This is a genomic window from Lachnospiraceae bacterium JLR.KK002 (assembly GCA_036941025.1).
Taxonomy (GTDB): domain Bacteria; phylum Bacillota; class Clostridia; order Lachnospirales; family Lachnospiraceae; genus Petralouisia.
In genome coordinates, this window is the sequence record JAYMNP010000001.1 from 998253 (window position 1) to 1023420 (window position 25168).

General features: G+C 42.6%; 27 protein-coding genes and 2 pseudogenes. 21 read left to right on the forward strand and 8 right to left on the reverse strand.

Annotated features, from left to right (window positions below; all coding sequences use genetic code 11):
* Positions 1–91 precede the first annotated feature (91 nt).
* The 4 genes from VSQ32_04750 (at position 92) to VSQ32_04765 (ending at position 2093) form a co-directional block, all read left to right on the forward strand.
* On the forward strand, positions 92–754 hold the full coding sequence (locus VSQ32_04750) for a DUF1643 domain-containing protein (protein MEH2942184.1): 663 nt from the start codon (positions 92–94) through the stop codon (positions 752–754).
* Positions 726–1085, forward strand: coding sequence for a hypothetical protein (locus VSQ32_04755; GenBank protein MEH2942185.1), 360 nt, complete (start codon positions 726–728; stop codon positions 1083–1085). The genes VSQ32_04750 and VSQ32_04755 overlap by 29 nt, the downstream gene beginning before the upstream one ends.
* Positions 1086–1246: 161 nt before the next feature.
* Positions 1247–1378: a hypothetical protein gene (locus tag VSQ32_04760; GenBank protein ID MEH2942186.1), complete on the forward strand. Its 132-nt coding sequence runs from the start codon at positions 1247–1249 to the stop codon at positions 1376–1378.
* Between the two features lie 151 nt (positions 1379–1529).
* Complete coding sequence (locus VSQ32_04765) at positions 1530–2093, forward strand: SymE family type I addiction module toxin (GenBank protein ID MEH2942187.1); 564 nt, start codon at positions 1530–1532, stop codon at positions 2091–2093.
* 90 nt (positions 2094–2183) lie between these two features.
* On the opposite strand, the gene VSQ32_04770 is transcribed toward VSQ32_04765, so the two are convergent.
* Positions 2184–2423 carry a helix-turn-helix transcriptional regulator gene (locus VSQ32_04770; protein ID MEH2942188.1) on the reverse strand — a complete coding sequence of 80 codons (240 nt, stop codon included), beginning with the start codon at positions 2421–2423 and terminating at the stop codon, positions 2184–2186.
* A 318-nt stretch (positions 2424–2741) separates the two neighbouring features.
* Between VSQ32_04770 and VSQ32_04775 the strand changes: the two genes are divergently transcribed.
* The 4 genes and pseudogenes from VSQ32_04775 (at position 2742) to VSQ32_04790 (ending at position 4135) form a co-directional block, all read left to right on the forward strand.
* Entirely contained in the window at positions 2742–2960 is a 219-nt protein-coding gene (locus VSQ32_04775) for a hypothetical protein (protein MEH2942189.1), read from the forward strand.
* A gap of 158 nt (positions 2961–3118) precedes the next feature.
* Positions 3119–3598, forward strand: a complete 480-nt coding sequence (locus VSQ32_04780) for a PIN domain-containing protein (protein ID MEH2942190.1) — start codon at positions 3119–3121, stop codon at positions 3596–3598.
* 2 nt (positions 3599–3600) lie between these two features.
* The gene (locus VSQ32_04785) at positions 3601–3777 is read left to right on the forward strand and encodes a hypothetical protein (protein ID MEH2942191.1); all 177 of its coding nucleotides are present in this window, start codon (positions 3601–3603) and stop codon (positions 3775–3777) included.
* A gap of 97 nt (positions 3778–3874) precedes the next feature.
* Positions 3875–4135, forward strand: a pseudogene (locus VSQ32_04790) (transposase).
* A 239-nt stretch (positions 4136–4374) separates the two neighbouring features.
* Here VSQ32_04790 and VSQ32_04795 read toward each other — a convergent pair.
* Complete coding sequence (locus tag VSQ32_04795) at positions 4375–5277, reverse strand: AraC family transcriptional regulator (GenBank protein ID MEH2942192.1); 903 nt, start codon at positions 5275–5277, stop codon at positions 4375–4377.
* A 10-nt stretch (positions 5278–5287) separates the two neighbouring features.
* Positions 5288–5656 carry a metalloregulator ArsR/SmtB family transcription factor gene (locus VSQ32_04800; protein MEH2942193.1) on the reverse strand — a complete coding sequence of 123 codons (369 nt, stop codon included), beginning with the start codon at positions 5654–5656 and terminating at the stop codon, positions 5288–5290.
* 175 nt (positions 5657–5831) lie between these two features.
* On the opposite strand from VSQ32_04800, the gene VSQ32_04805 reads away from it, so the two are divergent.
* From VSQ32_04805 to feoB, 4 genes are all read left to right on the forward strand, one after another.
* Positions 5832–6050 carry a cation transporter gene (locus tag VSQ32_04805; protein MEH2942194.1) on the forward strand — a complete coding sequence of 73 codons (219 nt, stop codon included), beginning with the start codon at positions 5832–5834 and terminating at the stop codon, positions 6048–6050.
* Positions 6051–6255: 205 nt separating this feature from the next.
* On the forward strand, positions 6256–8181 hold the full coding sequence (locus tag VSQ32_04810; GenBank protein ID MEH2942195.1) for a heavy metal translocating P-type ATPase: 1926 nt from the start codon (positions 6256–6258) through the stop codon (positions 8179–8181).
* 17 nt (positions 8182–8198) lie between these two features.
* Positions 8199–8519, forward strand: coding sequence for a metalloregulator ArsR/SmtB family transcription factor (locus VSQ32_04815; protein ID MEH2942196.1), 321 nt, complete (start codon positions 8199–8201; stop codon positions 8517–8519).
* Positions 8520–8537: 18 nt separating this feature from the next.
* Positions 8538–10919 carry a ferrous iron transport protein B gene (gene feoB / locus VSQ32_04820; protein MEH2942197.1) on the forward strand — a complete coding sequence of 794 codons (2382 nt, stop codon included), beginning with the start codon at positions 8538–8540 and terminating at the stop codon, positions 10917–10919.
* Between the two features lie 222 nt (positions 10920–11141).
* On the opposite strand, the gene VSQ32_04825 is transcribed toward feoB, so the two are convergent.
* The gene (locus tag VSQ32_04825) at positions 11142–11576 is read right to left on the reverse strand and encodes an Rrf2 family transcriptional regulator (protein ID MEH2942198.1); all 435 of its coding nucleotides are present in this window, start codon (positions 11574–11576) and stop codon (positions 11142–11144) included.
* A gap of 148 nt (positions 11577–11724) precedes the next feature.
* Here VSQ32_04825 and VSQ32_04830 point away from each other — a divergent pair, with 148 nt between their 5' ends.
* The 4 genes from VSQ32_04830 to VSQ32_04845 are packed head-to-tail and all read left to right on the forward strand — an operon-like array spanning position 11725 to position 15424.
* Positions 11725–12603, forward strand: coding sequence for an NAD-dependent protein deacetylase (locus tag VSQ32_04830; protein ID MEH2942199.1), 879 nt, complete (start codon positions 11725–11727; stop codon positions 12601–12603).
* Complete coding sequence (locus tag VSQ32_04835) at positions 12593–13471, forward strand: NAD-dependent protein deacetylase, SIR2 family (GenBank protein ID MEH2942200.1); 879 nt, start codon at positions 12593–12595, stop codon at positions 13469–13471. Before VSQ32_04830 ends, VSQ32_04835 begins: the two co-directional genes overlap by 11 nt.
* Positions 13468–14307 (forward strand): NAD-dependent protein deacetylase, SIR2 family, encoded by an 840-nt coding sequence (locus tag VSQ32_04840; protein ID MEH2942201.1) that lies wholly within the window; start codon positions 13468–13470, stop codon positions 14305–14307. Before VSQ32_04835 ends, VSQ32_04840 begins: the two co-directional genes overlap by 4 nt.
* Before the next feature lie 4 nt (positions 14308–14311).
* Positions 14312–15424 (forward strand): isochorismatase family protein, encoded by a 1113-nt coding sequence (locus VSQ32_04845; protein ID MEH2942202.1) that lies wholly within the window; start codon positions 14312–14314, stop codon positions 15422–15424.
* Positions 15425–16186: 762 nt separating this feature from the next.
* On the opposite strand, the gene VSQ32_04850 is transcribed toward VSQ32_04845, so the two are convergent.
* Entirely contained in the window at positions 16187–17404 is a 1218-nt protein-coding gene (locus tag VSQ32_04850; protein ID MEH2942203.1) for an IS110 family transposase, read from the reverse strand.
* Between the two features lie 405 nt (positions 17405–17809).
* Here VSQ32_04850 and VSQ32_04855 point away from each other — a divergent pair, with 405 nt between their 5' ends.
* The 5 genes from VSQ32_04855 (at position 17810) to VSQ32_04875 (ending at position 23080) form a co-directional block, all read left to right on the forward strand.
* Entirely contained in the window at positions 17810–19315 is a 1506-nt protein-coding gene (locus VSQ32_04855; protein ID MEH2942204.1) for a hypothetical protein, read from the forward strand.
* Positions 19316–19703: 388 nt separating this feature from the next.
* A complete protein-coding gene (locus tag VSQ32_04860) occupies positions 19704–20345 on the forward strand; it encodes a recombinase family protein (GenBank protein ID MEH2942205.1) in 642 nt (213 codons plus the stop codon).
* Between the two features lie 195 nt (positions 20346–20540).
* Positions 20541–21398, forward strand: a complete 858-nt coding sequence (locus VSQ32_04865; protein MEH2942206.1) for an Rpn family recombination-promoting nuclease/putative transposase — start codon at positions 20541–20543, stop codon at positions 21396–21398.
* A 282-nt stretch (positions 21399–21680) separates the two neighbouring features.
* Positions 21681–21866: a hypothetical protein gene (locus tag VSQ32_04870; protein ID MEH2942207.1), complete on the forward strand. Its 186-nt coding sequence runs from the start codon at positions 21681–21683 to the stop codon at positions 21864–21866.
* 266 nt (positions 21867–22132) lie between these two features.
* Entirely contained in the window at positions 22133–23080 is a 948-nt protein-coding gene (locus VSQ32_04875; GenBank protein MEH2942208.1) for a hypothetical protein, read from the forward strand.
* A 201-nt stretch (positions 23081–23281) separates the two neighbouring features.
* On the opposite strand, the pseudogene VSQ32_04880 reads toward VSQ32_04875, so the two are convergent.
* The 3 genes and pseudogenes from VSQ32_04880 to VSQ32_04890 all read right to left on the reverse strand — a co-directional run bounded on the left by VSQ32_04880 (position 23282) and on the right by VSQ32_04890 (position 25134).
* Positions 23282–23839, reverse strand: a pseudogene (locus VSQ32_04880) (hypothetical protein).
* Positions 23840–23887: 48 nt separating this feature from the next.
* Complete coding sequence (locus VSQ32_04885; GenBank protein ID MEH2942209.1) at positions 23888–24796, reverse strand: IS3 family transposase; 909 nt, start codon at positions 24794–24796, stop codon at positions 23888–23890.
* Positions 24793–25134 carry a transposase gene (locus tag VSQ32_04890; GenBank protein MEH2942210.1) on the reverse strand — a complete coding sequence of 114 codons (342 nt, stop codon included), beginning with the start codon at positions 25132–25134 and terminating at the stop codon, positions 24793–24795. Before VSQ32_04890 ends, VSQ32_04885 begins: the two co-directional genes overlap by 4 nt.
* Positions 25135–25168: the final 34 nt, after the last annotated feature.

The window sequence follows — 25168 nt, forward strand, 5'->3', positions numbered from 1 at the left end:
AAAGAAGAACAGGCAGAAAAAATGCGGCGGTAAACATGGAAGTGACGTGTTGCCGCCGCTATTATGGTTCCAGAAAGAACAGGAGGGAAATATGGTAACAGAACGGTTTCAGATGGAGGTAACAGCAGTGGGTTCCGATGACGGGACGCATACCTATGAGATTCAGAGAAAGTGGAGAGAAAAAGGGAAGAAATCATTAGTGGTGGAACTGTACCCCACACTCACAGCCAGCAGGTGCGGCAGCATGGACGTATCAACCATGCATTTAATGAACCATGTGCAGGAACTTGGGTGGGGAGAAGTGCGGATTGTGAACCTTTATTCCAAAGTGTTTTCCGAAAAGCCGAAGGTAAGCGAACTGGCGGAAGACAGCAGCAACATTTCCTATATCGAAGAGATTCTGGAAGAGCCGGACATTAAGGACTATGACATTATCATTGCATGGGGCAACACGCTTACCTCCCATACACAGACTATCCATGCAAAAGCAGACCTCCTTGCAATGATGAAAGGGAAAGGGCTTGTAAAACAGGTCAAATGCATTGTCACCGATAATTTGAAAACAGAAGGCGTACACCCTCTGTATCTGGGATTGCGCCATTCCAAAGACGTATGGAAGTTAAAGCCATATCCATTGGAGAAAGCCCTCCAGGACTTAAAGGGCGGGGAGAAAAAGGCAACAAAAGAAAGCGAAGCTGTAAAAAAGAAAAAGGGGGCGAAAAAGGATGTACCAGAGGATAAAGAACAAACTTGACCTGGAAATCGTGAAAGAATCCCTGAAGGCTGAGAAGGTGGAAGACGCTGTATTAAGGCGCATGGAAGAACTGGTGGAGGTATTAGACCGTGAATATGGCTGCTGCCGGGGTTCTTCTGATATGGGAGGCTATGTGCTGCTTTTCACAGAACGGGAAACATATGAGTGCTATTTTTCAAAACTTATGGAGTGTTACCATCTTGAGAAAAACCTTTCGGAATATACAGAACGAATCAGCGGTACGGAAGATGGGAGAGCATGGCAGGAAGAACTTTACCTGCTGTCCTCAGATGACGCACTGGTGCTGGTCTATCCTGCAGGGCAGGAATAAGAGAAAGAAAGATTATCCTGGCAGTTTTATACTGCCCGGCATAGAAAAACACAGGAAGGAGTGGTTTTATGGAATACCTCATTTATGGTATATTGGCGGCATGTGTGGTAATTGCAGGAGCAGAATTGTTTTTGGCGTATGGAGAGTAAGGAGGAAAGAAAATGGCAAATGTATTTTTATTTTTACTGGGTTTTACCAGTGTGACAACAGTATATGAGATTGCTAAAACAGGAAAGCGCACAAAATCCGATAAGGTGAACCGTGCGGTGGATTCCTGGAAGAAAGGGAAGTAAAGAAAAGGGTTCCCGGAAAGTATCAAAGAACCAGAAGGAGCATAGAAAAGCAGATACCGCAGGGATTCCTCTGTGGTATCTGTAAACCAGTGTTTTATGTTTCAAAACCAGAACCAATGATACCGGGAAGTGAAAGAGAAGGAGACAGAAGATGGGGCATGATTTGAACCAGTATATTGTAAGGGAATATGGAAGGCTTGAAACAGAGAGGGAGCAGAGGGAATTTGTGGAAAAGATACGTTTCCTGATGATGGCAGGTGAAAGGGAGTTTTCCGCTTACTATTCCAAAGGAATCCTGACCGGAAGGGAGTTCTATTCAGTGGCAGACACTTTATATGCACTGAATAATTTCTGGATGCTGTCAGGGTTTGTATATCAGAACAGGCAGCATTTGTTCCGTGAAATAAATGGGCAGAAAGAACCGCAGGAAACCCGTAATTTTATGGAACCCTGCAAGTTTGGGAAAGACACCATACTGTCCAGGATGTTCCAGGTGATGAAGAACTCCGGCATGGATGGCAGCATGGTAAACGAATGCGAAGACTACAATGTAATCACCCGCAGGGTAAAAGTCTATGGAGCCACAGGGAGCAGAGGGGCTACCGTGCCGCAGATTGTACTGCAGGGAAATTGGGTGGAGCAGTGGGGCTTTGAAACAGGCTGCAGTGTGCGTGTGGAATGCTACCAGAAGAAGCTGGTTATCCTGAAAGAATAAAAAGCAGGGGTATGGTAAGTGGTAGCATAAAAAAGCAGATACCATAGGAGTGAAAATCTTTTGTGGTATCTGCCATTGTAAATATAATCTTTATTTTTTCAGGTCAAATAAAGAGGTAATGTCAACGTCCAGTATATCAGCTATTTCAAAAAGTGTGTCCAAAGACACAGAAGTTGGGACATTAGGGGCTTCGATATTGCTCATATGCGTCCTGCTGATATTTACAGCTTCTGCTAACTGTAATTGTGTCATACCGCGCAGTTTCCTGTAATAAGCAATGTTCAATCCAATTCGTATATATTTTTCAGCATATTTTGTCTTTTTATCCATTCTTTTTTCCTTCCAAGTAAAAGTATAGTGAATAAAATTATTTGCATAAACAATCTATACATATGCAAATGCAAATAGATATATTGCAAAAGTCTAAATAATATGATATACTTGGTAAAAGATAAAATGGAAAATGAACAGGAGGTAAGTTTAATGAAAATGCAGCATTGGGTATGTACATACTGTGGAAGAAGATTGACGACAAGCGGGCGTCCGCTTCCAGGAATTTGTGTTAAAAAAGGTAAAAACAGAGCAGGGATGCCAAAACCGCATAGTTGGGTTAAGGGATAATATTTTTTAGTAAGCAAAGGAGAAAAAATGGGAATAATTATTGCTATTATAGTGATTGCTATTATATGGGGATTCATGACAAATTCGGATGAAGGAAAGGCAATTTTGTTTTTGGGGATTGTGGCATTATTGGCATGGTTTGGCTCTAAGATTCTTTCATTCTTGATTTATATTACCTATGGAGCAATTTTGTTAATGCTTTTGTTAATAGGAGTTGTTATTTTTAAGGCGTTGTTTAAAGAGTAGTTAATGCCAGTTCAGAATAAATACAGGTTTTCGAGATTGTTTATGAGGGAGCTATCCTAATAATGGAGAGTTCCCTCATATTGCTTAAAATACAACGATAGTTTTTATTGTAAGAAAAAAGGAATCGTGCTAAAATAAATAAAAAGGAAGTGAGAAAAATGGGCAGGAAATTAAAAGTATATTTAGATACATCTGTTATCAGCCATCTGATGCAGGAAGATGTACCGGAAAAAATGGCAGATACAAGGAAATTGTGGGGAATGTTTCGGAGTGGTGTGTATGAGGTATGCCTTTCTACGGTGACATTAAAGGAGGTTTCGGACTGTCCGGAACCGAAAAGAAGTGCATTGAGAGATTATTTGAAGCAGATAAAATATTCTACGATTGATATTACGCAGGAAGTGTCAGAACTTGCAAAGCAGATTATCAGTATGGGCATATTGACAGAAAAGAGCCTTGATGATTGTCAACATATAGGTGCGGCTGTTTCAGGTAACTGCGATTGTATTATATCGTGGAATTTTAAACATATTGTAAATATTAAAACTATCCGTGGTGTGAGGGCTATCACAAATCTGGAGGGTTATAAACCGATAGAGATTTGGAGCCCGTCTGTATTGTTAGAAAGCGAGGGATGATTATGGAAAAACCTGTTTTAAGCCCAGATTTTACAATTGAAGACATTCATAAGTTACGGGAATATAATTACGAAATAACAAAGCACATGACAGACAAAGAAAGAATGGATTATTATAATCAGGCAGGATGGGCATTTCAACGTGAAATTGAGGAAACAAAATTACAGGAAATGCGTTAAACGATGAAAAATGAAAGCCTTATAATCATTCCAGTATTCCGAAATAAATTACCAGTATCTGGTATACCACCGACCGATAAACACTGCACAGGCAGCAGTTGTTTTTACCAGGTATATGATGCTGTCCATCGAAAACAGGGAATCAAACGACAACCGCTCACTTGGAGAACTGTTTCTGTACTTTGCTGATGAAATGTCTGACATCACATGGATGCAGGCATTTCAAATGTTGCTTCAAATGTTCCGGAAACTTTTAGAGGAACACTGTGATCTTGTTGATGAAAAGATAGATGAACTGGTTGACACTTTCATCAGCACCTTACCAGCCCTGCTACAATCCCAATTAGTAGCAGCATAGTGTTCCAAAAGGCTGTTCTTTGATAACTGAATCATTGCCAGATATTGAATTTTCAAGGTGCATAGCTAAAATCTATGTGCGAAGTTTGAGATAGTAATATAAAAATGATAAAAAAGAGCGTATAGAGAGATAAAATAAAAAAGGCTGTTTTGGCAGCCTTTTTTCTCATCCATTTCTTTATGCATGGAAACAGTATTACCACAAGAGCAACTTGTTTTAGAATGATGTGTTGCTCCCGCTCAATTCTTACGGTACTCTTTCGGTAGGACTTCAAAATATGTTTTAAATGCCGCAGTAAATTTGCTCTGGCTGTCATAGCCGACAGCCTGTGCGATTTCAGCTATGCTCTTATTCGTTTCTTTTAACAGTTTTGCAGCCTGTCGCATTCGATGTTCCTTGATATGTGCCGCAATGGAAGTTCCATAGACTGACTTAAAAGCATTTTTCAAAGTTGTTGGATTGATGAGATATTGTCTTGAAAGTTCCTCTATGGTAATTCTCTGCTCCATGTGCTGCAAAAGCTGGTCATGGATTTTCCGGATCGTTTCAGTCAGCTCGAATTGATATTCAGCCAGTTTGTTTTGGGGCGTAAACTCCATTTTGACAAGGTAAAGCAGCAATTCCAAAATCTTGATTTTTTGGAATGGAAGCATAAGCGTTTCAGGCTGGTTATAAAATGCAGAAAAAATACTTTCTGTCTGTTCATTTCCGGCAAGAAAGACAGGTCTGTCATCTTTGCAGAATTTTTCGGGTAATATGGTTTCAAAAATACCAAAGTTTTTTAACAATTCGGGGGGAGTGTCAGAGGCTTCCTGCAGATCAATATAGATGCCAAGTCCCTGATACGTACCGTTTGGAAAGGTAAGTACGGAATCCGTACAGGCTTTCATGGTATGCAGGGAGAAATCTCCCGGGTTCAAATAAATTCGGTTTCCGTTTTTCATCTCCCACATCATCTGTCCGGCTTTGCAGTAGTTAATCTGAATGATGTGTGATAGAGCCTTATGCTGCACAGAAAAAGAATCGGTTGAAAAAGTAAGATAACATAACTCTATACCGGGATAAAGCGGAATGCCAGCATTTGCTACCTTTTGATGAAATCTTTCCATTTCTTTTTGTATTTTTCTCAATTCCTCATTCATAAGACAGACCTCACAATTCAGGGCAGGTGATTTCCATAACCTGCTCAATCATCTGATGCAGCAGACGCCCCTGTGGTGTATCTGCGGCACGATAGTAAACTTCTTTTCCTTCACGTCGGCAAATAATCAGACCGCTGTTTTTCAATGGTCTGAGATGATGTGAAACTGCCGGGCTTGACATATGGAGCATGTCTGAAATATTGAGGACACATTCCTCACAATGGCATAGGAGCCAGAAAATTCGGATTCTGGTGGTATCACCAAGCTGTTTGAAAACTTCAGCTACGGTTTGGAAATAGTCTACATGGTCTAATTGTTTCTGGATCAGTGCGGTCTGCGGTCCTTCTCCATGTTGGTGTGGTAATTTCATATTGTCCATATTATTTTTCCTTTCTTCTCGTTTGCATTTCGCCCAAACGGAAATACTTTTCGCCCGTTTAGGAAGGAATGCCTTAGGGATATTGACGTGTGCCTTTCTCTGTATTATACTACGGCTATGATGATTAAACAAATACTTAATCACTGAATTTAAAAATAACAAGGAGGACTTTACAATGAAAAAGACTTACAAAATCGAGGTAGACTGTGCCAACTGTGCAAATCTGATGGAGGATGCAGCCCGTAAAACAGCAGGAGTACAGAGCGCAACGGTCAATTTCATGACACAGAAGATGATCGTGGAATTTGACGAAGGGCAGGAGCCGAAAGACGTTATGAAGAACGTGCTGGATGCCTGCAAGAAAGTGGAGCCGGACTGCGAGATTTTCCTGTAAGCCAGAGCTGCCTATGAAAAGGTGACACCCTGAAAATGTCCGGCTGCAGTTTTGGGGTGTCTTTTTTATCAGAAACGATTAAACAGTTAAGCATATTTTGAAAGGAGTTTTTACCATGCAGGAATTAGTAATCAGCATATTGCTGACAGTTGTTATTATAATGGCTGCTGTACTTCTTATTTTTGTCGGCAGCCGCAAGGATGGTATGACAAAAAAACAGAGGGTTATGATGATCCGTATTTTGATTAGCGCCGGAATCTTACTGGCACTCCAGTTTGTTTCAGCAGAGCTGTTTGATAAGGCTGACAGTTATTTATTTCCGTCCGCAGGAAGGTGGATTCGTTTTGCGTGCTATCTGATAAATTATTTTATCATCGGATATGACATTTTAAGGAAAGCGGCAAAAGGCATCAGAAACCGTCAGGTATTTGATGAAAGTTTTCTGATGGCAGTGGCTACGATTGGGGCGATGGCGCTTGCTATTTATGAGAACGGTGATTATCTGGAAGCGATTGCCGTTATGCTGTTTTACCAGATCGGGGAATGGTTCCAGGGCTATGCTGTGGGCAAGAGCCGCCGCAATATCAGTAACCTGATGGATATTCGTCCTGATTATGCAAATGTTGAGAGAAATGGGAAATTAGAGCAGGTTGATCCGGATGAGGTAGGGATTGGCAGCGTGATTGTTGTACAGCCGGGCGAGAAAGTGCCGATTGACGGCAATGTAGTTGAGGGATCTTCCAGCCTGAATACCAGCGCATTGACCGGGGAAAGTCTGCCCAGAGAGGCAAAAGTTGGTGATGAGGTAATCAGTGGATGTATCAGTATGACTGGAGTATTGAAGATACAGACAACAAAAGAATTTGGAGAATCTACGGTTTCTAAGATTTTGGATTTGGTGGAAAATGCAAGCTCCCGCAAATCAAAATCAGAAGATTTTATCTCGAAGTTTGCGAAAGTATATACTCCGGCTGTCTGCTACTCAGCATTGGCGTTGGCATTGCTTCCTCCAGTTGTCAGAATGCTTTTTATGGGACTGTCTGCTGATTGGGGTGTTTGGATTTACCGGGCATTGACATTCCTTGTTATCAGTTGCCCCTGTGCGCTTGTTATCAGTATTCCCTTGAGTTTCTTTGCAGGAATAGGAGGCGCAAGCAAAGAGGGCGTGCTGGTAAAGGGGTCCAACTATCTGGAAATCCTTTCACAGACCAGGTATGTTGTTTTTGACAAAACGGGAACGATGACAAAGGGTGTTTTTGAAGTAAATGGGATTCATCACTCCACCATAGACAATGAGAAACTGTTGGAATATGCGGCTCTTGCAGAGAGCGCTTCTTCCCACCCAATCAGCAAGAGCTTACAGCGGGCATATGGAAAAGAGATTGACAGAACCCGTGTGGCAGATATACAGGAAATCAGCGGAAATGGGGTGACTGCAAAAGTAGATGGCGTAAAGGTTGCCGCTGGTAATGACAAATTGATGAAGCACTTAAACATTCCTTATCAGGATTGTCATCAGACAGGTACGATTATTCACATGGCAATCAATGGGAAATATGCGGGACATATCGTAATCTCCGATATTATAAAGCCTCATTCTAAGGCTGCAATTGCGGAATTAAAGAAAGCAGGGGTAGATAAGACCGTCATGCTGACTGGGGATGCAAAGAAAGTGGCAAATCAGGTTGCCACATCACTTGGAATTGATGAGGTTTACAGTGAGCTTCTTCCGGCTGACAAGGTAGAAAAGGTAGAAGAACTTCTGCAGGTGAAGTTAGGCAAAGCAAAGCTGGCATTTGTTGGCGATGGTATCAATGATGCACCAGTGCTTTCCAGAGCGGACATAGGTATTGCTATGGGCGCAATGGGTTCAGATGCGGCAATCGAAGCGGCTGACATTGTTCTGATGGATGACGATCCAATCAAGATAGCAAAGGCAATCAAGATTTCAAGGAAATGTCTGCGGATTGTTTACCAGAATATTTCGATGGCGCTTGTAGTGAAATTTGCCTGCCTTGTATTAGGGGCTGTGGGAATCGCAAATATGTATCTGGCTATTTTTGCGGATGTAGGTGTTATGATTCTTGCGGTGCTGAATGCGATCCGCTGCCTGTTTGTGAAAAAACTGTAAGGAAGGAGGGGGTTCCTTTGACAGAATATCAGGATAGTCATTTTTCCAAAGAATTGAAGGAAAGTGATTTGTATATATTAACGGAATTTTTCAAGGTGCTTGGGAACCCTACCCGTATCCGAATCCTGCTCCTTTTAATGGAGCAGGATTCATGTGTTGGTGATTTGGCAGAGCAGCTTGGAATTACGCAGTCTGCGGTGTCCCACCAGCTAAACCTTTTAAAGTCAAATAAGCTGGTGAGGCGGCGTAGGGATGGAAAAATGATCTTTTATACTTTAGTGGATGAACATGTGCAGATGGTTCTTGAAAAAGGAACAGAACACATTCTGCAACGGTAAAAATGAGGTGATGATAAGATGACAATGGATGAATTGAAGCCAAAGCAGAGCGCCTTTATCCGTTCCGTAGGAGGAACAGGCGCACTTCGGCATCACTTACTCGATATGGGGCTTACACCAAAAACGGAGGTTACGCTTCAAAAAATTGCACCTATGGGCGATCCGGTGCAGATTGAGCTAAGGGGATATGAACTGACATTGCGGCTTGATGAAGCGCAAAAAATCACAGTGGAGAAAGTCCATACAAAAGCGGAAAAAAACCATTCTACACAAAGGACAATGGCAGTGGAACATCCGGGAGTCGGTGAACTTGGAAGGGCGAACAGCTATCATGTTCATAATGCAACGAATGAGATTCCAGAAGGTGCAAAGATTACTTTTGCGCTGGTAGGAAATCAGAACTGTGGAAAGACCACTTTATTCAATCAGCTTACAGGGGCAAACCAGCATGTAGGGAATTTTCCCGGAGTGACAGTTGACCGTAAAGATGGTACGATCCGCAAACACTCAGAGGCGGTTGTAACAGATTTACCAGGTATTTATTCCCTTTCCCCGTATTCCAGTGAGGAAATTGTGACAAGGGATTTTTTGATGGATACGCATCCGGACGGGATTATCAATATTGTTGATGCTACCAATATGGAGAGGAATCTGTACCTTACCATGCAGCTCATGGAACTTGGCATTCCGATGGTGCTGGCATTGAATATGATGGATGAAGTCCGGGCAAACGGCGGCTCTGTCCGGGTAAATGCACTGGAAGAAATTCTTGGTATTCCGGTAGTGCCGATTTCAGCGGCAAAAAATGAGGGAACCACGGAACTGATTGACCATGCACTTCATGTGGCGAGGCACAGGGAAAGTCCCGGTAGGGTTGATTTTTGTCCGGCAAGTAATAATGAACATGATTCCGTTGGTGCGGTACATCGGTGCATTCATGCGGCAATACATATATTGGAGCCGGAGGCAAAAGAAAAAGGGCTGCCAGTTCGCTTTACAGTAACAAAATTGGTAGAAAATGATCGCCTGATGAAAGAGAAACTTACTATTGCGCCTGAAAAGGCTGACATATTTGAACATCTGGTTTCTGTATTGGAAACGGAAACAGGGCTTGACAGGGAGGCTGCACTTGCAAATATGAGATTTTCATTTATTGAAGCTCTATGTGCAAAAACCGTAGTCCGCCCTCATGAAAGCAGAGAACACAAGCGCAGTATGGCGATAGACCGGATTTTAACAGGAAAATATACAGCGATTCCCTGTTTTATCGGGATTATGGCACTCGTATTTGTTATGACATTCAGCTTTATTGGTGCGGCACTGTCTGACCTGATGGGTATGGGAATTGATATATTGATTGCTCTGCTTGATGGGGTACTTGCAAAGGCGCAGGTCAACCCGGTGGTTCATTCTCTCGTGATTGATGGCGTTTGCAGCGGCGTGGGAAGTGTACTCAGTTTATTGCCAACGATTGTTACCATGTTTTTCTTCCTTTCCATTTTGGAGGACACTGGATATATCGCAAGAGTGGCTTTTGTGATGGACAGGCTTTTTCGTAAGATTGGTCTTTCCGGAAGAAGTATAGTTCCTATGTTGATTGGTTTTGGCTGTTCTGTTCCTGCGATTATGGCTACCAGAACGCTTTCCAGTGAACGGGATCATAAGATGACAATTCTGTTGGTTCCATTTATGAGCTGTACTGCTAAGCTGCCAATCTACACACTAATGATCAGTGCTTTTTTCCCAAGAAGCTATCAGGCGCTCATTATGGTTGGGCTGTATGCTCTGGGGATCATCTGTGGCATTTTATATGCGTTAATTTTAAAAGGGACGAAATATAAGGGAGCGCCGGTTCCCTTCGTGATGGAGCTTCCAAACTATCGGTTTCCTTCGGCAAAAAGCGTGTGGCAGCTTATCGTGGAAAAGGCGAAGGGCTTTGCTAAGAAAGCATTTACCATTATTTTTGTGGCTTCTCTTGTAATCTGGTTTTTACAGACCTTTGATATAAGGCTGAATGTTGCGGCTTCTGCGGAAGAAAGTCTTTTGGCATTGTTGGGCGGGGTGGTTGCTCCATTATTTGCACCGCTTGGATTTGGAGATTGGAGAGTTTCTACCGCATTGATTACCGGGTTTACTGCCAAAGAAAGTGTTGTATCTACGCTGACGGTTCTTTTGGGCGGGGATGTATCTTTGCTTGGAACACTGTTTACACCTTTTACCGCATTTGTATTTCTTGTATTTACCTTGCTGTATACACCATGCGTTGCGGCGGTTGCAACTGTGAAACGGGAAATGGGCGGAGCTAAGGCGGCGGCTGGAACTGTAATCGTACAATGTGCAATCGCTTGGATTGTGGCATTTGCTGTTCACAGTGTAGGGGCTGCTGTTGGGCTTGTATAGAGGAGGATTTGATGATGAATTTGGCAAGTATCGCTGTACTTTGCATTGTAGCTGGTCTGTTGATATTATCCATTGTTTATTTCCGAAGAAAGGGAATAAACGAATGCAATGGGAATTGTGCTGAATGTGTTGTTCATTGTACAGATAAAAAATAAACTGATAAATTGAAATACCTCTGGCATAAGTTCTCTATTCCGGAGGTATTTCAACCTGCCTTCTGTGTCAGTTATCTGTCTGACCTGTTTTTGTGTGATACAGTTCGATTATATCCTGTAAAGAAATGCTGGACATATGTTTTTCGGTTCCTTTTTGTATTTCGTTGTAGTAATCCTGCAGAGCCAGTTGGATATTAACCCCTACTCCGCATTCCGGATTGGTGTGGGTGTCCAGATGAAGAAGCGGCTTACTTCCCTCAACAGCTTTATAAATATCCAAAAGTGTGATTTCCTCTGTGGGTTTTGCCAGGGAAGGCTTTGCATGACCGTTTACGCTGGACATCAATCCTGCCTTTTTCAATTTCATCATGATCTGTCGGACAAAAGCCGGGTTTGTCTGAATACTGTCAGCAATTACAGTGCTGCTTAGGTCATACTCCTGATGGATTGCAATAAAAGCCATGATATGCACTGCGTCACTTAATTTTGTAGAATATTTCATGAAAAACTCCTTTGCTGTAAATTTAATTTTAACAGCCGCTTGACTTGTTATATGGATAGTGCTATACTTCTAACTGGTTGTTATTTATATAATAACAACAAATAGGATAAAAGTCAATAAAAAGAGTTGAAAGGAAAAGAAAGCAAACATGAATCGAAAATATGATAAAAAAGCGGAGATTCTGCTTGAACAGATGGAGTGGGCAGAAGCTGTCTGTGTAGGAGCGGCTGCGGGAATGTCTGTTGCTACTGGTTATGATATGGCATATCACAGCGATAAATATTTCAAGAAATATTTTGGAGAATTTGAAAAAAAGTACGGGTTTCAGGGGAGCTTTAACGGATATTATTACCCATACCCGACCAGTGAAGAACGCTGGGCATTTCTGGCGACCTCCATCCATGCAAATCTGGAGCTTCCGGACGGCCCTGCCTATGAAAATCTGTTTGAACTTCTGAAAGGAAAGAATTATTTTGTGGTGACAACCAATCAGGACACCTTATTTAGCAGACGCTTTCCGGAAGAAAGAGTCAGTACCATTCAGGGAGATTTCAGATGGCTTCAGTGTGTGCGTCCCTGTCATGACGAGCTGTTTGAAAGTAAAAGTATGATTGAGGAGATGTATGCAAATATAAAGGACTGCCGGATTCCTACAGAATTGATTCCGCACTGTCCGAAATGTGGAAGGGAACTGGAGCCGTGGGTTCGAGGCTACACGTTTTTGGAAGGCAGAAAATATAAAGAGGAATATGAAAAGTGGAATCATTTTCTGATGGAAAATAAACATAAAAAAATACTTTTTCTGGAACTTGGAGTGGGGCGCATGACGCCCATGTTCATTCAGCAGCCCTTTTGGAATATGACATACTCCCTGCCGCAAGCCTATTACATTACAATCAACCCAAAAGATGCACTGCTTCCAAAGGAGTTAGAAGGAAAAGGAACTGCGATAAAAGAGGATATTGCAGTGGTTCTGGAAAGAACAGTTGAAAAAATAAAAAAATATGGTGCAAAGAATGAAGAATAAAGAAAATCTGGAACTCCTGGCAGAAAAAATCCGTCAGGTAGATGCAGTTGTGATTGGGGGTGGTTCCGGGCTTTCCAGCGCAGCAGGCTATAATCACTACCATTGGATGCCTTATCTGGAAGGACAGTTGCAGGATTTTAAAGAAGTATATGGCTTTCAATCTCCCTTTGCAGGATTTTATTATTGCTATTCTTCACCGGAACAACAGTGGGCATATTACGCACGTTATATACAAAGTCTGTGGGATGCTCCAACGGGGCAGACCTATTATGACTTGGCGGAAATTGTAAGTGGAAAAGAAGTATTTGTATTAACAACCAATGTGGATATGCAGTTTGAACGGGTATTTCCCCAAAATTCTATTTGCAGTTATCAGGGGAATGTGGGCTATTTTCAATGTAGCCAGCCCTGCCATGACCGGATTTATCCGAATGAGAACATCATCCGGGAGATGTGTGAAAATATGCTGGGGATGCGGATACCTTCGGAACTGCTTCCAAGATGCCGGGAATGTGGACGGATCATGGTTCCGTGGGTAAGAGATGATACGTTTCTGGAGGGGCAGGACTGGAAAGATGGTGTAATACGCTACGAATCTTTTCTGAAACAATATCTGACAAAAGAAAATGCAAAAAGCGTTTTGCTGCTGGAATTAGGGGTAGGAGAAATGACGCCAGGTATTATTAAATTGCCCTTTTGGGAAATGGCATATAAAAATACAGGTGCTTTTTATGTCTGTATGAATCAGGAAGATTCTTCTTCCCCGGAGCATTTGAAAAACAAAAGCCTGTATATAAATGATGATTTATTGAAAACCTTACGGGATTTAAAACAGATTATGAAAGGAAAGGCAGGGACAGGAAAGTGAATGTATATCAGAAAATAAAGCAAATCATCAGTGAAGCTGACGGGGTGTTGATCGGAGCCAGCAACGGATTATCCATAGCAGAGGGGTATCATTTATTTGCGGATGATGCGTGGTTTCGTGAAAGAATGGGTGATTTCAGGGAAAAATATGGTATTTACTGTATTTTGCAGGGGATGGCTGTTTCCTATTCTTCCGAGGAAGAAAGATGGGCATATTTCAGCCGGATCATCAAAGAAAAGTGTTTGCAGGATGAACCGACGCAGATTATGAAGGATATGTATGAACTTGTAAAGGAAAAGGATTATTTTGTGGTCATGTCCAATGGGGAGGATCACTTTATCCCGGCAGGTTTCGAGGAAGAACGTGTATTTGAAATGGAAGGCAAGCTGACAGAAATGCGTTGCACAAAGGGCTGCTGTGATGATGTTTATTCGGACAGGGAGGCAGTTCTTCGCATGGCAGAGGCGGAAACAGATGGCAGAGTGCCGGAAAGACTTTTGCCCAGATGCCCAAAATGCAGTGGGAGTATGGAAGTAAATTATGGGGAGTACTCCTCTTTTCAGGGGAAAAAGAACTGGCAGGAAAAAGCTGCCCGCTATCAGGGATTTGTAAATCGTATGCATGGAAAAAACCTTGTCATTTTAGAGTTTGGTGTTGGCTGGCGCAATCAGATGATAAAAATGCCATTTATGCAGCTTACGGCAGCAGAACCTCATGCAAAGTATATTACTTTCAACAAAGGTGAGATTTACATTCCTGACGGGATACAGGAAAAGTCCATTGGTGTGGATCAGGATATTGCAGCGGCGTTGCGTGAAATCGTGAAAGCGGGGTAAGGCTATGCAGGAAAAATGGATGGAGGGATTACCGGAATGGAAACGGATAAAACCTGTATTTGATAAGTGGAATGATATTCTGGAAAATCAGGTTACGTTTACATTGGAGGACAGTGAAAAGCACACAGGCGCACATTGCAGGCGTGTAATGCTCTACGCATTAGCAATCGCACAGCGTCAGGGGTTGCCGGAAGAAGATAAGGATATATTGGGAGCTGCTGCGGCATTTCATGATTCCAGACGGCTGGATGACTGGCTGGATGTTGGACATGGACAGCGTGCGGCAGATTATTATCGGGAATATTGTGTATCCCATGAACTGGAGTTTAAACAGAAGTGCTATGATATTATTTATTATCATGATCGTGACGACCAGACTGGAATTGATGTCATTTCAGGAAGGAGTCCATTGGAGCAGAATAGAGCGGTGCTTTACAAGATTTTTAAGGATGCAGATGCATTGGACAGATTCCGTCTGTCCGCCAATGGACTGGATATAAAATTTTTAAGGACAGAGGAAGCAAAAGGGATGGTAACTTTTGCAAAGAATTTAATCTGTCAAATGCAGGGGATAAAACCTGTGGAAAGTCCTGACTGCTATCTGATTGTCGTAGATATGCAGAATGATTTCGTATCAGGGGCACTTGGAACAAAAGAAGCGGAATCCATTGTAAATGCTGCTGCAAAAAAAGCCAGAGAATATCCCGGTTATGTGTTTTTTTCAATGGATACCCATACAGAAGATTATCTTTTTACTCAGGAAGGAAAGCTGTTGCCAATAAAGCATTGTGTAGCTGGCACAAAAGGATGGCAGTTAGTACAGGAGCTGGCAAAGGTGCAGGCGGAACGAAACGGAGCAGTATATTATAAGCCAACATTCGCATCGCAGCGACTTGCGGAGGATTTGAGGGAAATCCACAAAGAGCAGTCCATAAAGGAAATTGAACTGATTGGGCTTTGTACGGATGTATGTGTGATTTCCAATGCTCTCTTACTAAAGGCATATATGCCGGAAGTGCCAATCTATGTGGATGCATCCTGCTGTGCGGGAATTACACCGGATAAACACAGGGCGGCATTACAGACGCTGGAGAGCTGCCATATCATGAAAAGATAACATTGATGATTTAAATGATGTGATGAAACATATAGAAATTTGACAAACGGAATATCAGTATGATTGGAGCGGACTATTAGGTTGTTTGCTTTGTATCATAAGTATGCTTTTTGTTCGGGGATAGTTGAAAAAATATATGTACTTACTACGATGATAATCAACCGTAAAATTGGGAATAGGAGTGCGAAGTAGTTTTAAGTTGGAAGCAAAATATAAGAAAGAATTAACAGGTAAGATTCTCTGATTTTCAGCGATTGGGAAGCGGGGAGTACGGGTATTTTTATGCAACAAAAGCAAAGAATTTAAGTACTTTCGATAATGGCTTGATGTGCTTATAGATAATAAAAGAATATTATGTATTTTGGAGGGCATACTGCGTTTCATTAATAAATGCGATTGCAGTATGCATTTCAATGTATGCGAAGTAATTAAGAAGGTAAAGGCTGTTGATTGGCATGGGAATCAGTCAGCAGTTTTGATATGCAAACGGAGAGTATTATGATAAAAGGACATTGGAATGTACGAAAGCGTATAGAGAAAAGTATTGGCGGACTACCGCATAATAAAAGGTGTATCGTGATGAAGTGAGTGATATGCAAAGGTGGGAAAGCGTACATTAAAATGCAGGGTGACAGTAGTAGTCTGCAAATAAAAAGTCAGGCAGAAATTTGTGAACTTGAAAATTTTATACAGGTTGAAAAATAAGCACTACAAAAAGGCAACCGCGATACGCTGGCCTGATGAATAGGCGATAGCATTGATTTAGATTTCTTCGGCTTCTGCAAGCGTAGAAAGATATTCCTTTACCCGACCGTAATAAATGCGGAGGAACTTGTTTGCCCCGGCAGTCATGTAGACGTAGTAAGGCTTGCCCTGTGCCCGTTTCTTATCCATAAAGGCGTAAACGGCATCATCAGCGGGGGAACGCTTGATAAGCCCGTCCATGATTTGGAAGAGGGTCTTGCGAAGATAAGGAGAGCCTTTCTTTGTGGCAGGCACACTTTTACGGACACGCTGCCCGGATTCATCCCTTCCGGGGTCGACACCTGCAAAAGCGGTCAGCGCCCCGCGGTGCGTGAAGTGTGTAACATCCCCGATTTCAGCCATAAGCTGTGGGCCAAGCGTGGGACCGACACCATTCATTGCCATGACAACCGGGTATTCCGGCAGGGTGGCGGCAAGCCCATCCATTTCAAGGCGGAGGGATTCCACGGTTTCGGATGCAGTGTCCAGCATCGTTACAGCCTGCCGTATCAGCATCTTTGTGTTATTATCTTTTGGGAATACGGCAATCAGGTCAGATGAGAGACGGTAGATTTTCTCCGCCTTGTCTGCACTGAAGTTATAGCCTTTGCGCCTGCACCAGTTCTGATAATGCACGGTAAAGGCCTTTAAGGATTTCGAGCGGACACAGTCCACATGCCAGTAGGTATGGATGAAATCCACCCATTTCTGGCTGCCGTCGCTGCGGGCCGGGCTGTCAAAGAAGTCATTGGCACCCGGGTAAGTCTGGTCGAGCAGGGCAATAAGGTTGTTCTTCATGGCAGTCTTTTGCGCCATGTAGAAGCCGAACTGCCGGTTCATTGTCTTTAGTTGGTTGCGTGTTTTATCCATGTTTCCATATTGGCGCAGTTTGGACCAGCGGTCAAGGGTATAGCGGGCGATTTTTTTAGAATCAGCCTTGTCGGTTTTGGGAGAGCGCAGGGAATCGTCCCCGAAGTCTTTGATGAGGATGGGATTTACCGCACTGACGAAGATACCGGCGTCGGAAAGCCATGTGGCGACCGGCTCGTAATACCTTCCGGTGTGCTCCATGCAGACCTTTGTCTCCCCGTCAAGCCCCTGGATCTGTTCAATCAGGGCGTTGATTTCGGACTGCGTGTGTGGAATGTCACGGGGAGGCATGATAACGACATCCCCGGATCTGCGGATGGTGACAGTGCTCTTGCCTTTGGAAACATCAATACCAACAGCGTTCATAACAGGTACTCCTTTGTAATGTATTAGCAATGGTCAATACCAGTTTTCCCATTGCCTGTTCAATCTACTGGGTATCACACGAACGCCTTTAGGTTCAACCTGCGTAAAACGAATGCTGCGAATGAGGGCTGGTTGGCTGACTTTTTTACGGACGCTAAGTCCTGAAAGGAGGAGGCCAGACCTATTGCCTTACTCATTCTAACAGCTTAAGCAACAAGATGGGTAATTCCTTACTGGCTGTAAGGGGTATTAACCATAAATATATTGTAGTAGCCTGCAAATTTTTCAAAAATTTCCCAGCTTTTACGAAAGAAGGGAAGCTGGACATGGATTGGCTGGTTGGGATGAGAGTGCTTATAAGACTTGCCAGTACAGAAAATGGATGGGAAATTGCAGGAGTTTCCTATGATTACCAATATTATGGTATGGATGAAGAACAGGAAAGCGGGGGAGAAAATGGCGAGAAATGATATATCAATGGAGCAGATTATCAAAGAAGCAGAACAGGAGATTGAGTTAATCTGTTCCACTACAGGGCAGGCATATATCAGGGCTGCCAATGAGAAAGAGGGAATGCGCCTTATCGCAGTTGAAAGTGAATCATTCCAGCAATGGTTCCGTTCCTACTGCTATGACGGGTATGGGATAATACTGCCATCCGGCGGGCATATACAGGCACAGGCGCATATAAAAATGCTGGCAAAAAGGAATGGGAAGCGTTCCAGGATTCATAAACGTATTTATGCCAAAACGGATACCGTCTATTATGATTTGGGGCGAAACGATGGAAAATACCTGAAAATAACTGCTGACGGGGTAAGGATGGCAAAAAATTCCCATATCCTGTTCCAGCGCAGTGAACTCTTTGCACCGCAGGTAGAACCGGAAATGCAACAGGTATGTGCAGGAGATGTAAAATATTTTATTGCACAGCATTTTAATTTCCACAGCGAAACGGACCAGATACTGTTTGCCGCTTTTTTGGCAGGCTGTTTTTTCGGGAAGCAGTTTTCAAAACCTGTGCTGGAAGTTTACGGTCAGAAATCCAGCGCGAAATCTACCTGTTTAAAGAGGGTGCAGAATTTAATAGACCCGCTTACGGTCAATCCCCTGTTCTCCATGCCAAAGAGGGAAAATGAGGTGGCTATGTGCCTTGCGGCGGAATATATGGTATGTTTTGACAATATCAGCTTTATTTCCCAGAATACAAGCGATTTAATCTGCCGGAACTGTACGGGAGGTTCACAGGTAAAGAGAAAACTCTTTACAGATGATTCCCGGTCTATTCTGGAACCGGACGCTGTTGTATGCTTCAACAGCACAAGACAGTGCATTGTAAGGAGCGATTTGGCTGACCGTGCGATTTTTCTTGAGCTTGCGCGTATCAGCCCGGAAAAAATGCAGGGGGATAAGGAACTGCAGAAAAAACGGGAAGATGACCTGCCCTTTTTCTTCGGCGCATTATGCCAGGCTGTCAGCGGGATATTGGGGGATAAAAAACCGGCTGTAAATTATTCCCCGGTCAGGCTGGTTGATTTTTACGAGATGGCAGTGAAAGCGGGCAGACAGATTGGTTATAAAGAAGAACAGGTACATGAAGCATTCTGCACCAATCGGAAAAAAATCAATGACTCCCTTGTTTCAGGAAATATTCTGCTTACCGTATTGGAAGGGTACATGAGCCAGAAGGGGATGGAAGAGGGTTTGAAAGCCAAAGTGTCAGAGTTTTACAGAGAAATGAAGCTGTATGCCCTGGAAGAGTATGGCATTGATGGTAGAAGATTTCCGGGTGCGCCGGAGGTTATAACAAGGAGAATGTCAGAGAACAGGAGCAACCTTGAGGATATCGGAATCTTTTATGATGTAAGAAAAGGAAAAGACGCCGGATATATTGAGATATGGAAAGAATAGAAGGTCGCGCCGATGCAGCCGAAAAGGAAACTGCATAAGTTTAAGCAGGGAGTTTCCGGTTTGCCGCCACCGTCGCCATAGAGAAAGGGGATGGAGCATATAGATAAAGAGTGGCTGGAAACAGTTATGGATTTAATGGCACAAATTGTAGCCACTGTTTATTCTAATGAGAAAAAGGCGAAGAAAGAACAGGAAGACAGGTAACTGTCCTGACAGAGAAAGCCGGATAATGGGATGGAATTGCAGGCATGCTGCAGGAAGTAAGTTTCCCTGTAATCCTGCCCCTTTATCTGGCAGCATATCCAAACATGGAAAAGAACCTGAATCAACTATGATACCGGAATATATATTATAACTCTGAACCATGAAAGAAAGGGAGGGAAAGATTATGAGCCATACAGAACAGAAAATAACCGCTGCTATTTACTGCAGGGTAAGCACCAGGGAGCAGGCGGAAGAAGGCTACAGTATCGGGGAGCAGGAGCGTCTGATAAGGGAATACTGCATGAAGCAGGGCTATGAAGTCTACAAGGTCTTTTCTGACGCCGGAATCAGCGGAAAAGACATTGCCCACAGGCCAGCCATACAGGAACTGTTAAAAGAAGCCGCAGAAAAGAAGTTTGATATCGTGATGTCATGGAAAATCAACCGCTTAAGCCGGGAACTGGAAGACGCCATAAAGATTGTGAACACGCTGGACAGATACGGGATAGCTTACCGCTCTTATTCCGAGCCTTTTGAATCCGATATACCGGCAGGGAAAATGCAGTTCCAGATGATGGCATTGGTGGGGGAGTTTGAGCGAAATACCATTGCACAGAATGTAAAAATGGGGATGAAAGCCAAAGCCCGTGCAGGGGAGTGGTGCGGAGGGATTGCGCCTTTGGGTTACCATTGGGTTCCTATGGAGGGAACGGAAGATTTCCGTAATTACCCGCAGGGTAAAGGCATATGCGGCCACAACAGGAAGTGGGAAAACTGTGCCGCAGATTATGCTGCAGGGAAACCGGGTCAGGAAATGGGGATTTGAAGCGGGGTGCAGTATGCGTGTGGAGTGCTTCCCCAATAAGCTGGTTATTTTGAAAGAGTAAAAACCATAAAAGCAGAAGCATAGATGATTGTAATTTAGCCGGGGACTGTGTATAATAGAATCATAAGGAAAAAAGCAAGATTATGATATATACAGTTTCCCGGTAAGGAAGTGACAGAAAGCAGGTAAAACAAAATGAATGGCAATGAAACAGAACAGATGGAAAGTATGGAAGACAGCCAAACAAGCTGGGAAGAATTAGGCATATCCAATGACTTCCTGTTTGGGAAAGTCATGCAGAACCCGGAACTGTGTAAAGAATTGATACAGAGAATCCTGCCGGATTTAAAGATAGACCACGTAGAATACCCGGAATTACAAAAAAATATCAAACAGGATATAGACGCAAAAAGTGTCAGACTGGATGTATATGTGAAAGATGAGAAAGCAGTTGTTTATGACATAGAAATGCAGGTAAGCGATACAAAAGAGCTTTCAAAAAGGAGCAGATATTATCAGAGCATGATAGACTTGCAGCTTATTGATAAAGGACAGTATTACAATGAATTAAACAGAAGCTATGTTATCTTTATCTGTCCGTTCGATGCATTTGGAAAGGGCAGGCACATCTATACATTTGAAAATATCTGTAAAGAAGATGACAGCATTTTTATGGGAGATGAAACAGTAAAGATATTCCTGAACGCAAAGGGAACGATGGATGATGTCAGTAAGGAAGTAAAGGCATTTCTTGATTACATAACTGGTAAAAAACCAGCAGATTCCTATGTAGAGAAACTGGAAGAAGCGGTGAAAGAAGCAAAGAAAAACAGGGAATGGAGGCATGAATATATGACGTTGTTAATGAGAGACCAGGAAAATCAAAAAATTGGAGAAAAACGTGGAGAAAAACGTGGAGAAAAACGTGGAGAAGAAAAGATGTTTTTATTGATGGAAAGATTGATAGAAGATGGATGTTTTGATGATATTGCAAGAATGAAAACAGATATTGAACATCGTCAAAAACTTTATGTAAAGTACCATATTATCTAAGAGCAGAAAGGAACAGGCAGAGCGTATCAAAATGTTCTGCCTTATCCGTATTTCATAGCTTTTGGAAAGATGATCTTTAAAAGAGATTCATATTTAGGTATTTTACGTACTTAGGCATGTTATGGACAGCCGTACCATAGGTAAAGGCGAAGTTTTGAGGAAGGGCAGAAAGTGCAGGAAAGCTAAGATTTAGGCGGGAAATAGAGGGTTGGCAAATGTTGTTTTAAGATAATATTTGACGAATTTATGCACTTAGGTACGTTGTAGATGGGAGCGGAAATTATGACATTGGAAATGCGGGATAGAGAAAAAAGGAAAGAAGGAGAAATTTATGGCATTATTAATGTGTGTAGAAAAAACAATTTTTCAGAAGAACGCATTATGAAAATATTGCAGGAAGAAGAAAAATTATCAGAAGAAAGTGCAAAAATATATCTTGAAGAAGCAGAAGAAGCTATAAAAAAATAGATAAGTATACAGTTTTCATAAAAAGCCTGTGTGAAATAATATCAGATTTGAAAAAGGTAAATGCAGGTGATGATGCTATTGTATTAAAGATACAGGATAAATTTCATTTTGATAAGGATGATGCAGAATTTTATTACGATTATGCTTTGAAAGCACATAAGGATAAAATAATGGGCGTCTATGTTGTAGAGAGCTTAAAGTGATAATAAGCTGGTTTGTTAGCATGGAATATGATAAAATGTAAACGAGAAGCAGGAGGTGAGGCCATGAATACAGATGCTACCATAGCGAAAAACATCCGTGTGGCTGATGAGAAAGCCAGTTATGATGCGGCCTGCAAGCGGCTGCTTTCGGAAAGGATTATTCTGGCATGGATTATGAAGAACTGCCTGGAAGAATACCGTGACTGTGATGTGGAAGAGATTGCGGAAAAATATATTGAAGGTACACCACAGGTGGGCGAAGTGGCAGTTGCCCCGGATGAATCCAACCGTGTTTCTATGATACAGGGAGCCGGAAACGAAGATACTTCTCTAACGGAGGGAACTGTTACCTATGATATCCGCTTTCTTGCAATAGCTCCTGTATCCGGGGAATTGATTCGTTTAATTATCAATATAGAAGCCCAGAATGATTTTTATCCGGGTTATCCGCTGATAAAGAGGGGAATCTATTACTGTAGCCGGATGATTTCCGCCCAATATGGAACAGAGTTTACAAATTCCCACTATGAGAATATCAAAAAAGTATACAGCATATGGATTTGCATGAATCCGCCAAAGAGCCGTGAAAACAGCATTACACGTTATTATATTGCGGAAGAAAATCTGGTAGGCAGTGTAAAGGAACGAAAAGCAGATTATGATTTGATGGCGGCTGTCATGATATGTCTTGGGAAAGAAGGAGATTCGGGTACAGATTTATTAAAACTGTTGAATGTGCTTCTGTCCACGGAGACAGGTTCACAGGACAAATGCCAGATATTGGAAGAAGATTTTCATATTAGAATGACTCAGACGTTGGAAAGTGAGGTGTCGCTTATGTGTAATTTAAGTAAGGGTGTGGAGGAGAAAGGAATTGAAAAGGGAAGACAGGAAGGAATAATAGCTATGGTATCAGCATTAAAGGATTTACAAATTGCAGATAGCATTATTTTGAATAAAATCCAGGAAAAGTTTCATTTGGCGGAAGAAACAGCAAAAATGTATTTGTAAGTATAATAGACAGAGCATTTATAGGTGCCCTGCCTTGTTTGAGAGAATAATATAGGGCTAATTTTCGCGCTTAGGTATGATATAGAGAACCATATCGTAAGCGTTAAATAAGAACGTGTAGTGAAATATTTAGCTTTCTCCTGTAAACTTAGGGTTAGAGTTTTTAGTGTTTTTTAATAAAACTGACACCACTTTACAACTTTATAAATAATATCCCTGATGCTGAATCAGTTGTTTTAAAACCTTAATGATAGCTTTTGATTTTATGTGTGTTTCGGCTTTTTTCACGAAAATGGAATAAAATACCTGCTGGCGAATTTGTTCGCTCAGTACGAAACGAAATTCCTGGACGCTTTCTGTCTGGTATTTGGAAAACGTCTTGTCCTGATACGGCAAAAGTTTCATTGCACAATACGCTATGTTGATTAGATTGACAAGCATTTCTATTCCTTTGCGGCTCCGCACCATGTAGCTGCATAATGACCAGAAGGTTTTCTGTTCGTAATAACTAACTTCGATGTTCCACCGAAAAGCATAAAGCATCAGAGGTATAAACTGCATACGGCTGCTTCCTGTCTGATTCAGTGGGGATTTTTCCTGCCAGGCACAGAATATTTGCAGCTGTTCTGGAAAAACTGTGCTGAAATATAAACGCCTGCCACCATTTTCCTTGTCCGCTGATGTAACATATGCCAAGACTGTCCTTTTGCCAAAAATGTTTGTAAGGACACGACGCACAGCCATGTAATAGCCTCCAATTGATATTGTCAATATTGGTTGACACTTTTTTTACAAGGATATGAACGCCTAAGCTGCAATCCCCAGAGATTCATAATATCTCTGTCGTTTAACCATAGGAGGAAGTCCCTCATTGGCTGAGCATATCCTCCTGTTATTCCAGTAGCTGATGAAGTATCTCCAGATGAGTGTCTTTAGTTCCTCAATGGTCATTTCTTCCGTATTATGACGGTCATAGAGGAGTTCCTCCTTCATCCTCGCCCACATGCTCTCACACCGGGCATTGTCATGGCAGCGTCCCCCTGCACTGTTCATGCTCTGGCGGATGCCATATTTGGCAGCTGCTTTCCGGTAAGCTTCGCTGGTGTACTGCGTTCCACGGTCAGAGTGGATAATGGCTCCCCTGAGCGCCGGATACGAGTGGACGGCATTGTCAAGGGTTCGTTTACATAATACCGCTTTCATATTTGTATCCATCGCCAGCCCGAGGACTGCAGCATCATAGCAGTCAAATATGGCAGATACATAAAGTTTTCCGTCTTTTGCCTTGATTTCGGTTATGTCCGTGACGCATTTTTTCAGTGGCTCTGCAGATTTGAAATCCCGTTTCAGCAGGTCATCCGATTTGCGTGCTTCACGGTCAGCTTTGGTAATTCCGTTCGGTTTGCGTTTCGGGCGGTGGCTGAGTCCGGTTTCCTTCATGATGCGGTAAACGGTTCTTTCGCCGGGAATGCGGACTCCTTCCGGCTGTTTCAGAAGAAGCGCCTGATACATACGGATTCTTCCGCAGGCATCGTTGCATTCATCCTCTGATACGATTGTCCGCATGGCATCAGCTAAAGCCTGATATTTCCACGGGCGGTCTTTGTTTGCCAGATATTTATAAAACCCCTGCCGTGTTACTTTTAACATCCGGCAGTAAAAAGAAATCTTCCCCTTGATAACGCCGTCCTCGGTTTTTATAGCAATGAACATCATTCTCTGCCTTTTACAGACTTCCGACGGCTGGCGGCGAAAAAAGCGCTTGCTTCCTCAAGAAATTCATTTTCCTCTTTCAGACGGCGGATTTCTTTTTCCTGATCCCTGACCTGTCTGCGTAGAACTGTCAGTTCCTCTGCGAGACTCATGGCTGTCTGGGGCGTATGGGAACCAGGGCCGGCATCCAGCCGTCCTTCCCTGGCTGCTTTTGTCCATGCGTACATGGTATTTTCGGGAATTCCTAATTCAGCAGCCGCTTTTGCACCGCCGATTTCTTTTGCCAGTTTCACGGCCTGGATTTTGAAATCCATGTCGTATTTCCTTTGTTTTTTTGCCATTGTAGTTGCCTCCTTATTTCTCTTTGATTATACA

Coding starts and splice junctions, on each gene's coding strand:
- VSQ32_04750 (MEH2942184.1), top strand. CDS start 92: ATGGTAACAGAACGGTTTCAGATGGAGGTAACAGCAGTGGGTTCCGAT.
- VSQ32_04755 (MEH2942185.1), top strand. CDS start 726: ATGTACCAGAGGATAAAGAACAAACTTGACCTGGAAATCGTGAAAGAA.
- VSQ32_04760 (MEH2942186.1), top strand. CDS start 1,247: ATGGCAAATGTATTTTTATTTTTACTGGGTTTTACCAGTGTGACAACA.
- VSQ32_04765 (MEH2942187.1), top strand. CDS start 1,530: ATGGGGCATGATTTGAACCAGTATATTGTAAGGGAATATGGAAGGCTT.
- VSQ32_04770 (MEH2942188.1), bottom strand. CDS start 2,423: ATGGATAAAAAGACAAAATATGCTGAAAAATATATACGAATTGGATTG.
- VSQ32_04775 (MEH2942189.1), top strand. CDS start 2,742: ATGGGAATAATTATTGCTATTATAGTGATTGCTATTATATGGGGATTC.
- VSQ32_04780 (MEH2942190.1), top strand. CDS start 3,119: ATGGGCAGGAAATTAAAAGTATATTTAGATACATCTGTTATCAGCCAT.
- VSQ32_04785 (MEH2942191.1), top strand. CDS start 3,601: ATGGAAAAACCTGTTTTAAGCCCAGATTTTACAATTGAAGACATTCAT.
- VSQ32_04795 (MEH2942192.1), bottom strand. CDS start 5,277: ATGAATGAGGAATTGAGAAAAATACAAAAAGAAATGGAAAGATTTCAT.
- VSQ32_04800 (MEH2942193.1), bottom strand. CDS start 5,656: ATGGACAATATGAAATTACCACACCAACATGGAGAAGGACCGCAGACC.
- VSQ32_04805 (MEH2942194.1), top strand. CDS start 5,832: ATGAAAAAGACTTACAAAATCGAGGTAGACTGTGCCAACTGTGCAAAT.
- VSQ32_04810 (MEH2942195.1), top strand. CDS start 6,256: ATGACAAAAAAACAGAGGGTTATGATGATCCGTATTTTGATTAGCGCC.
- feoB (MEH2942197.1), top strand. CDS start 8,538: ATGACAATGGATGAATTGAAGCCAAAGCAGAGCGCCTTTATCCGTTCC.
- VSQ32_04825 (MEH2942198.1), bottom strand. CDS start 11,576: ATGAAATATTCTACAAAATTAAGTGACGCAGTGCATATCATGGCTTTT.
- VSQ32_04830 (MEH2942199.1), top strand. CDS start 11,725: ATGAATCGAAAATATGATAAAAAAGCGGAGATTCTGCTTGAACAGATG.
- VSQ32_04835 (MEH2942200.1), top strand. CDS start 12,593: ATGAAGAATAAAGAAAATCTGGAACTCCTGGCAGAAAAAATCCGTCAG.
- VSQ32_04845 (MEH2942202.1), top strand. CDS start 14,312: ATGCAGGAAAAATGGATGGAGGGATTACCGGAATGGAAACGGATAAAA.
- VSQ32_04850 (MEH2942203.1), bottom strand. CDS start 17,404: ATGAACGCTGTTGGTATTGATGTTTCCAAAGGCAAGAGCACTGTCACC.
- VSQ32_04855 (MEH2942204.1), top strand. CDS start 17,810: ATGATTACCAATATTATGGTATGGATGAAGAACAGGAAAGCGGGGGAG.
- VSQ32_04860 (MEH2942205.1), top strand. CDS start 19,704: ATGAGCCATACAGAACAGAAAATAACCGCTGCTATTTACTGCAGGGTA.
- VSQ32_04865 (MEH2942206.1), top strand. CDS start 20,541: ATGAATGGCAATGAAACAGAACAGATGGAAAGTATGGAAGACAGCCAA.
- VSQ32_04870 (MEH2942207.1), top strand. CDS start 21,681: ATGACATTGGAAATGCGGGATAGAGAAAAAAGGAAAGAAGGAGAAATT.
- VSQ32_04875 (MEH2942208.1), top strand. CDS start 22,133: ATGAATACAGATGCTACCATAGCGAAAAACATCCGTGTGGCTGATGAG.
- VSQ32_04885 (MEH2942209.1), bottom strand. CDS start 24,796: ATGATGTTCATTGCTATAAAAACCGAGGACGGCGTTATCAAGGGGAAG.
- VSQ32_04890 (MEH2942210.1), bottom strand. CDS start 25,134: ATGGCAAAAAAACAAAGGAAATACGACATGGATTTCAAAATCCAGGCC.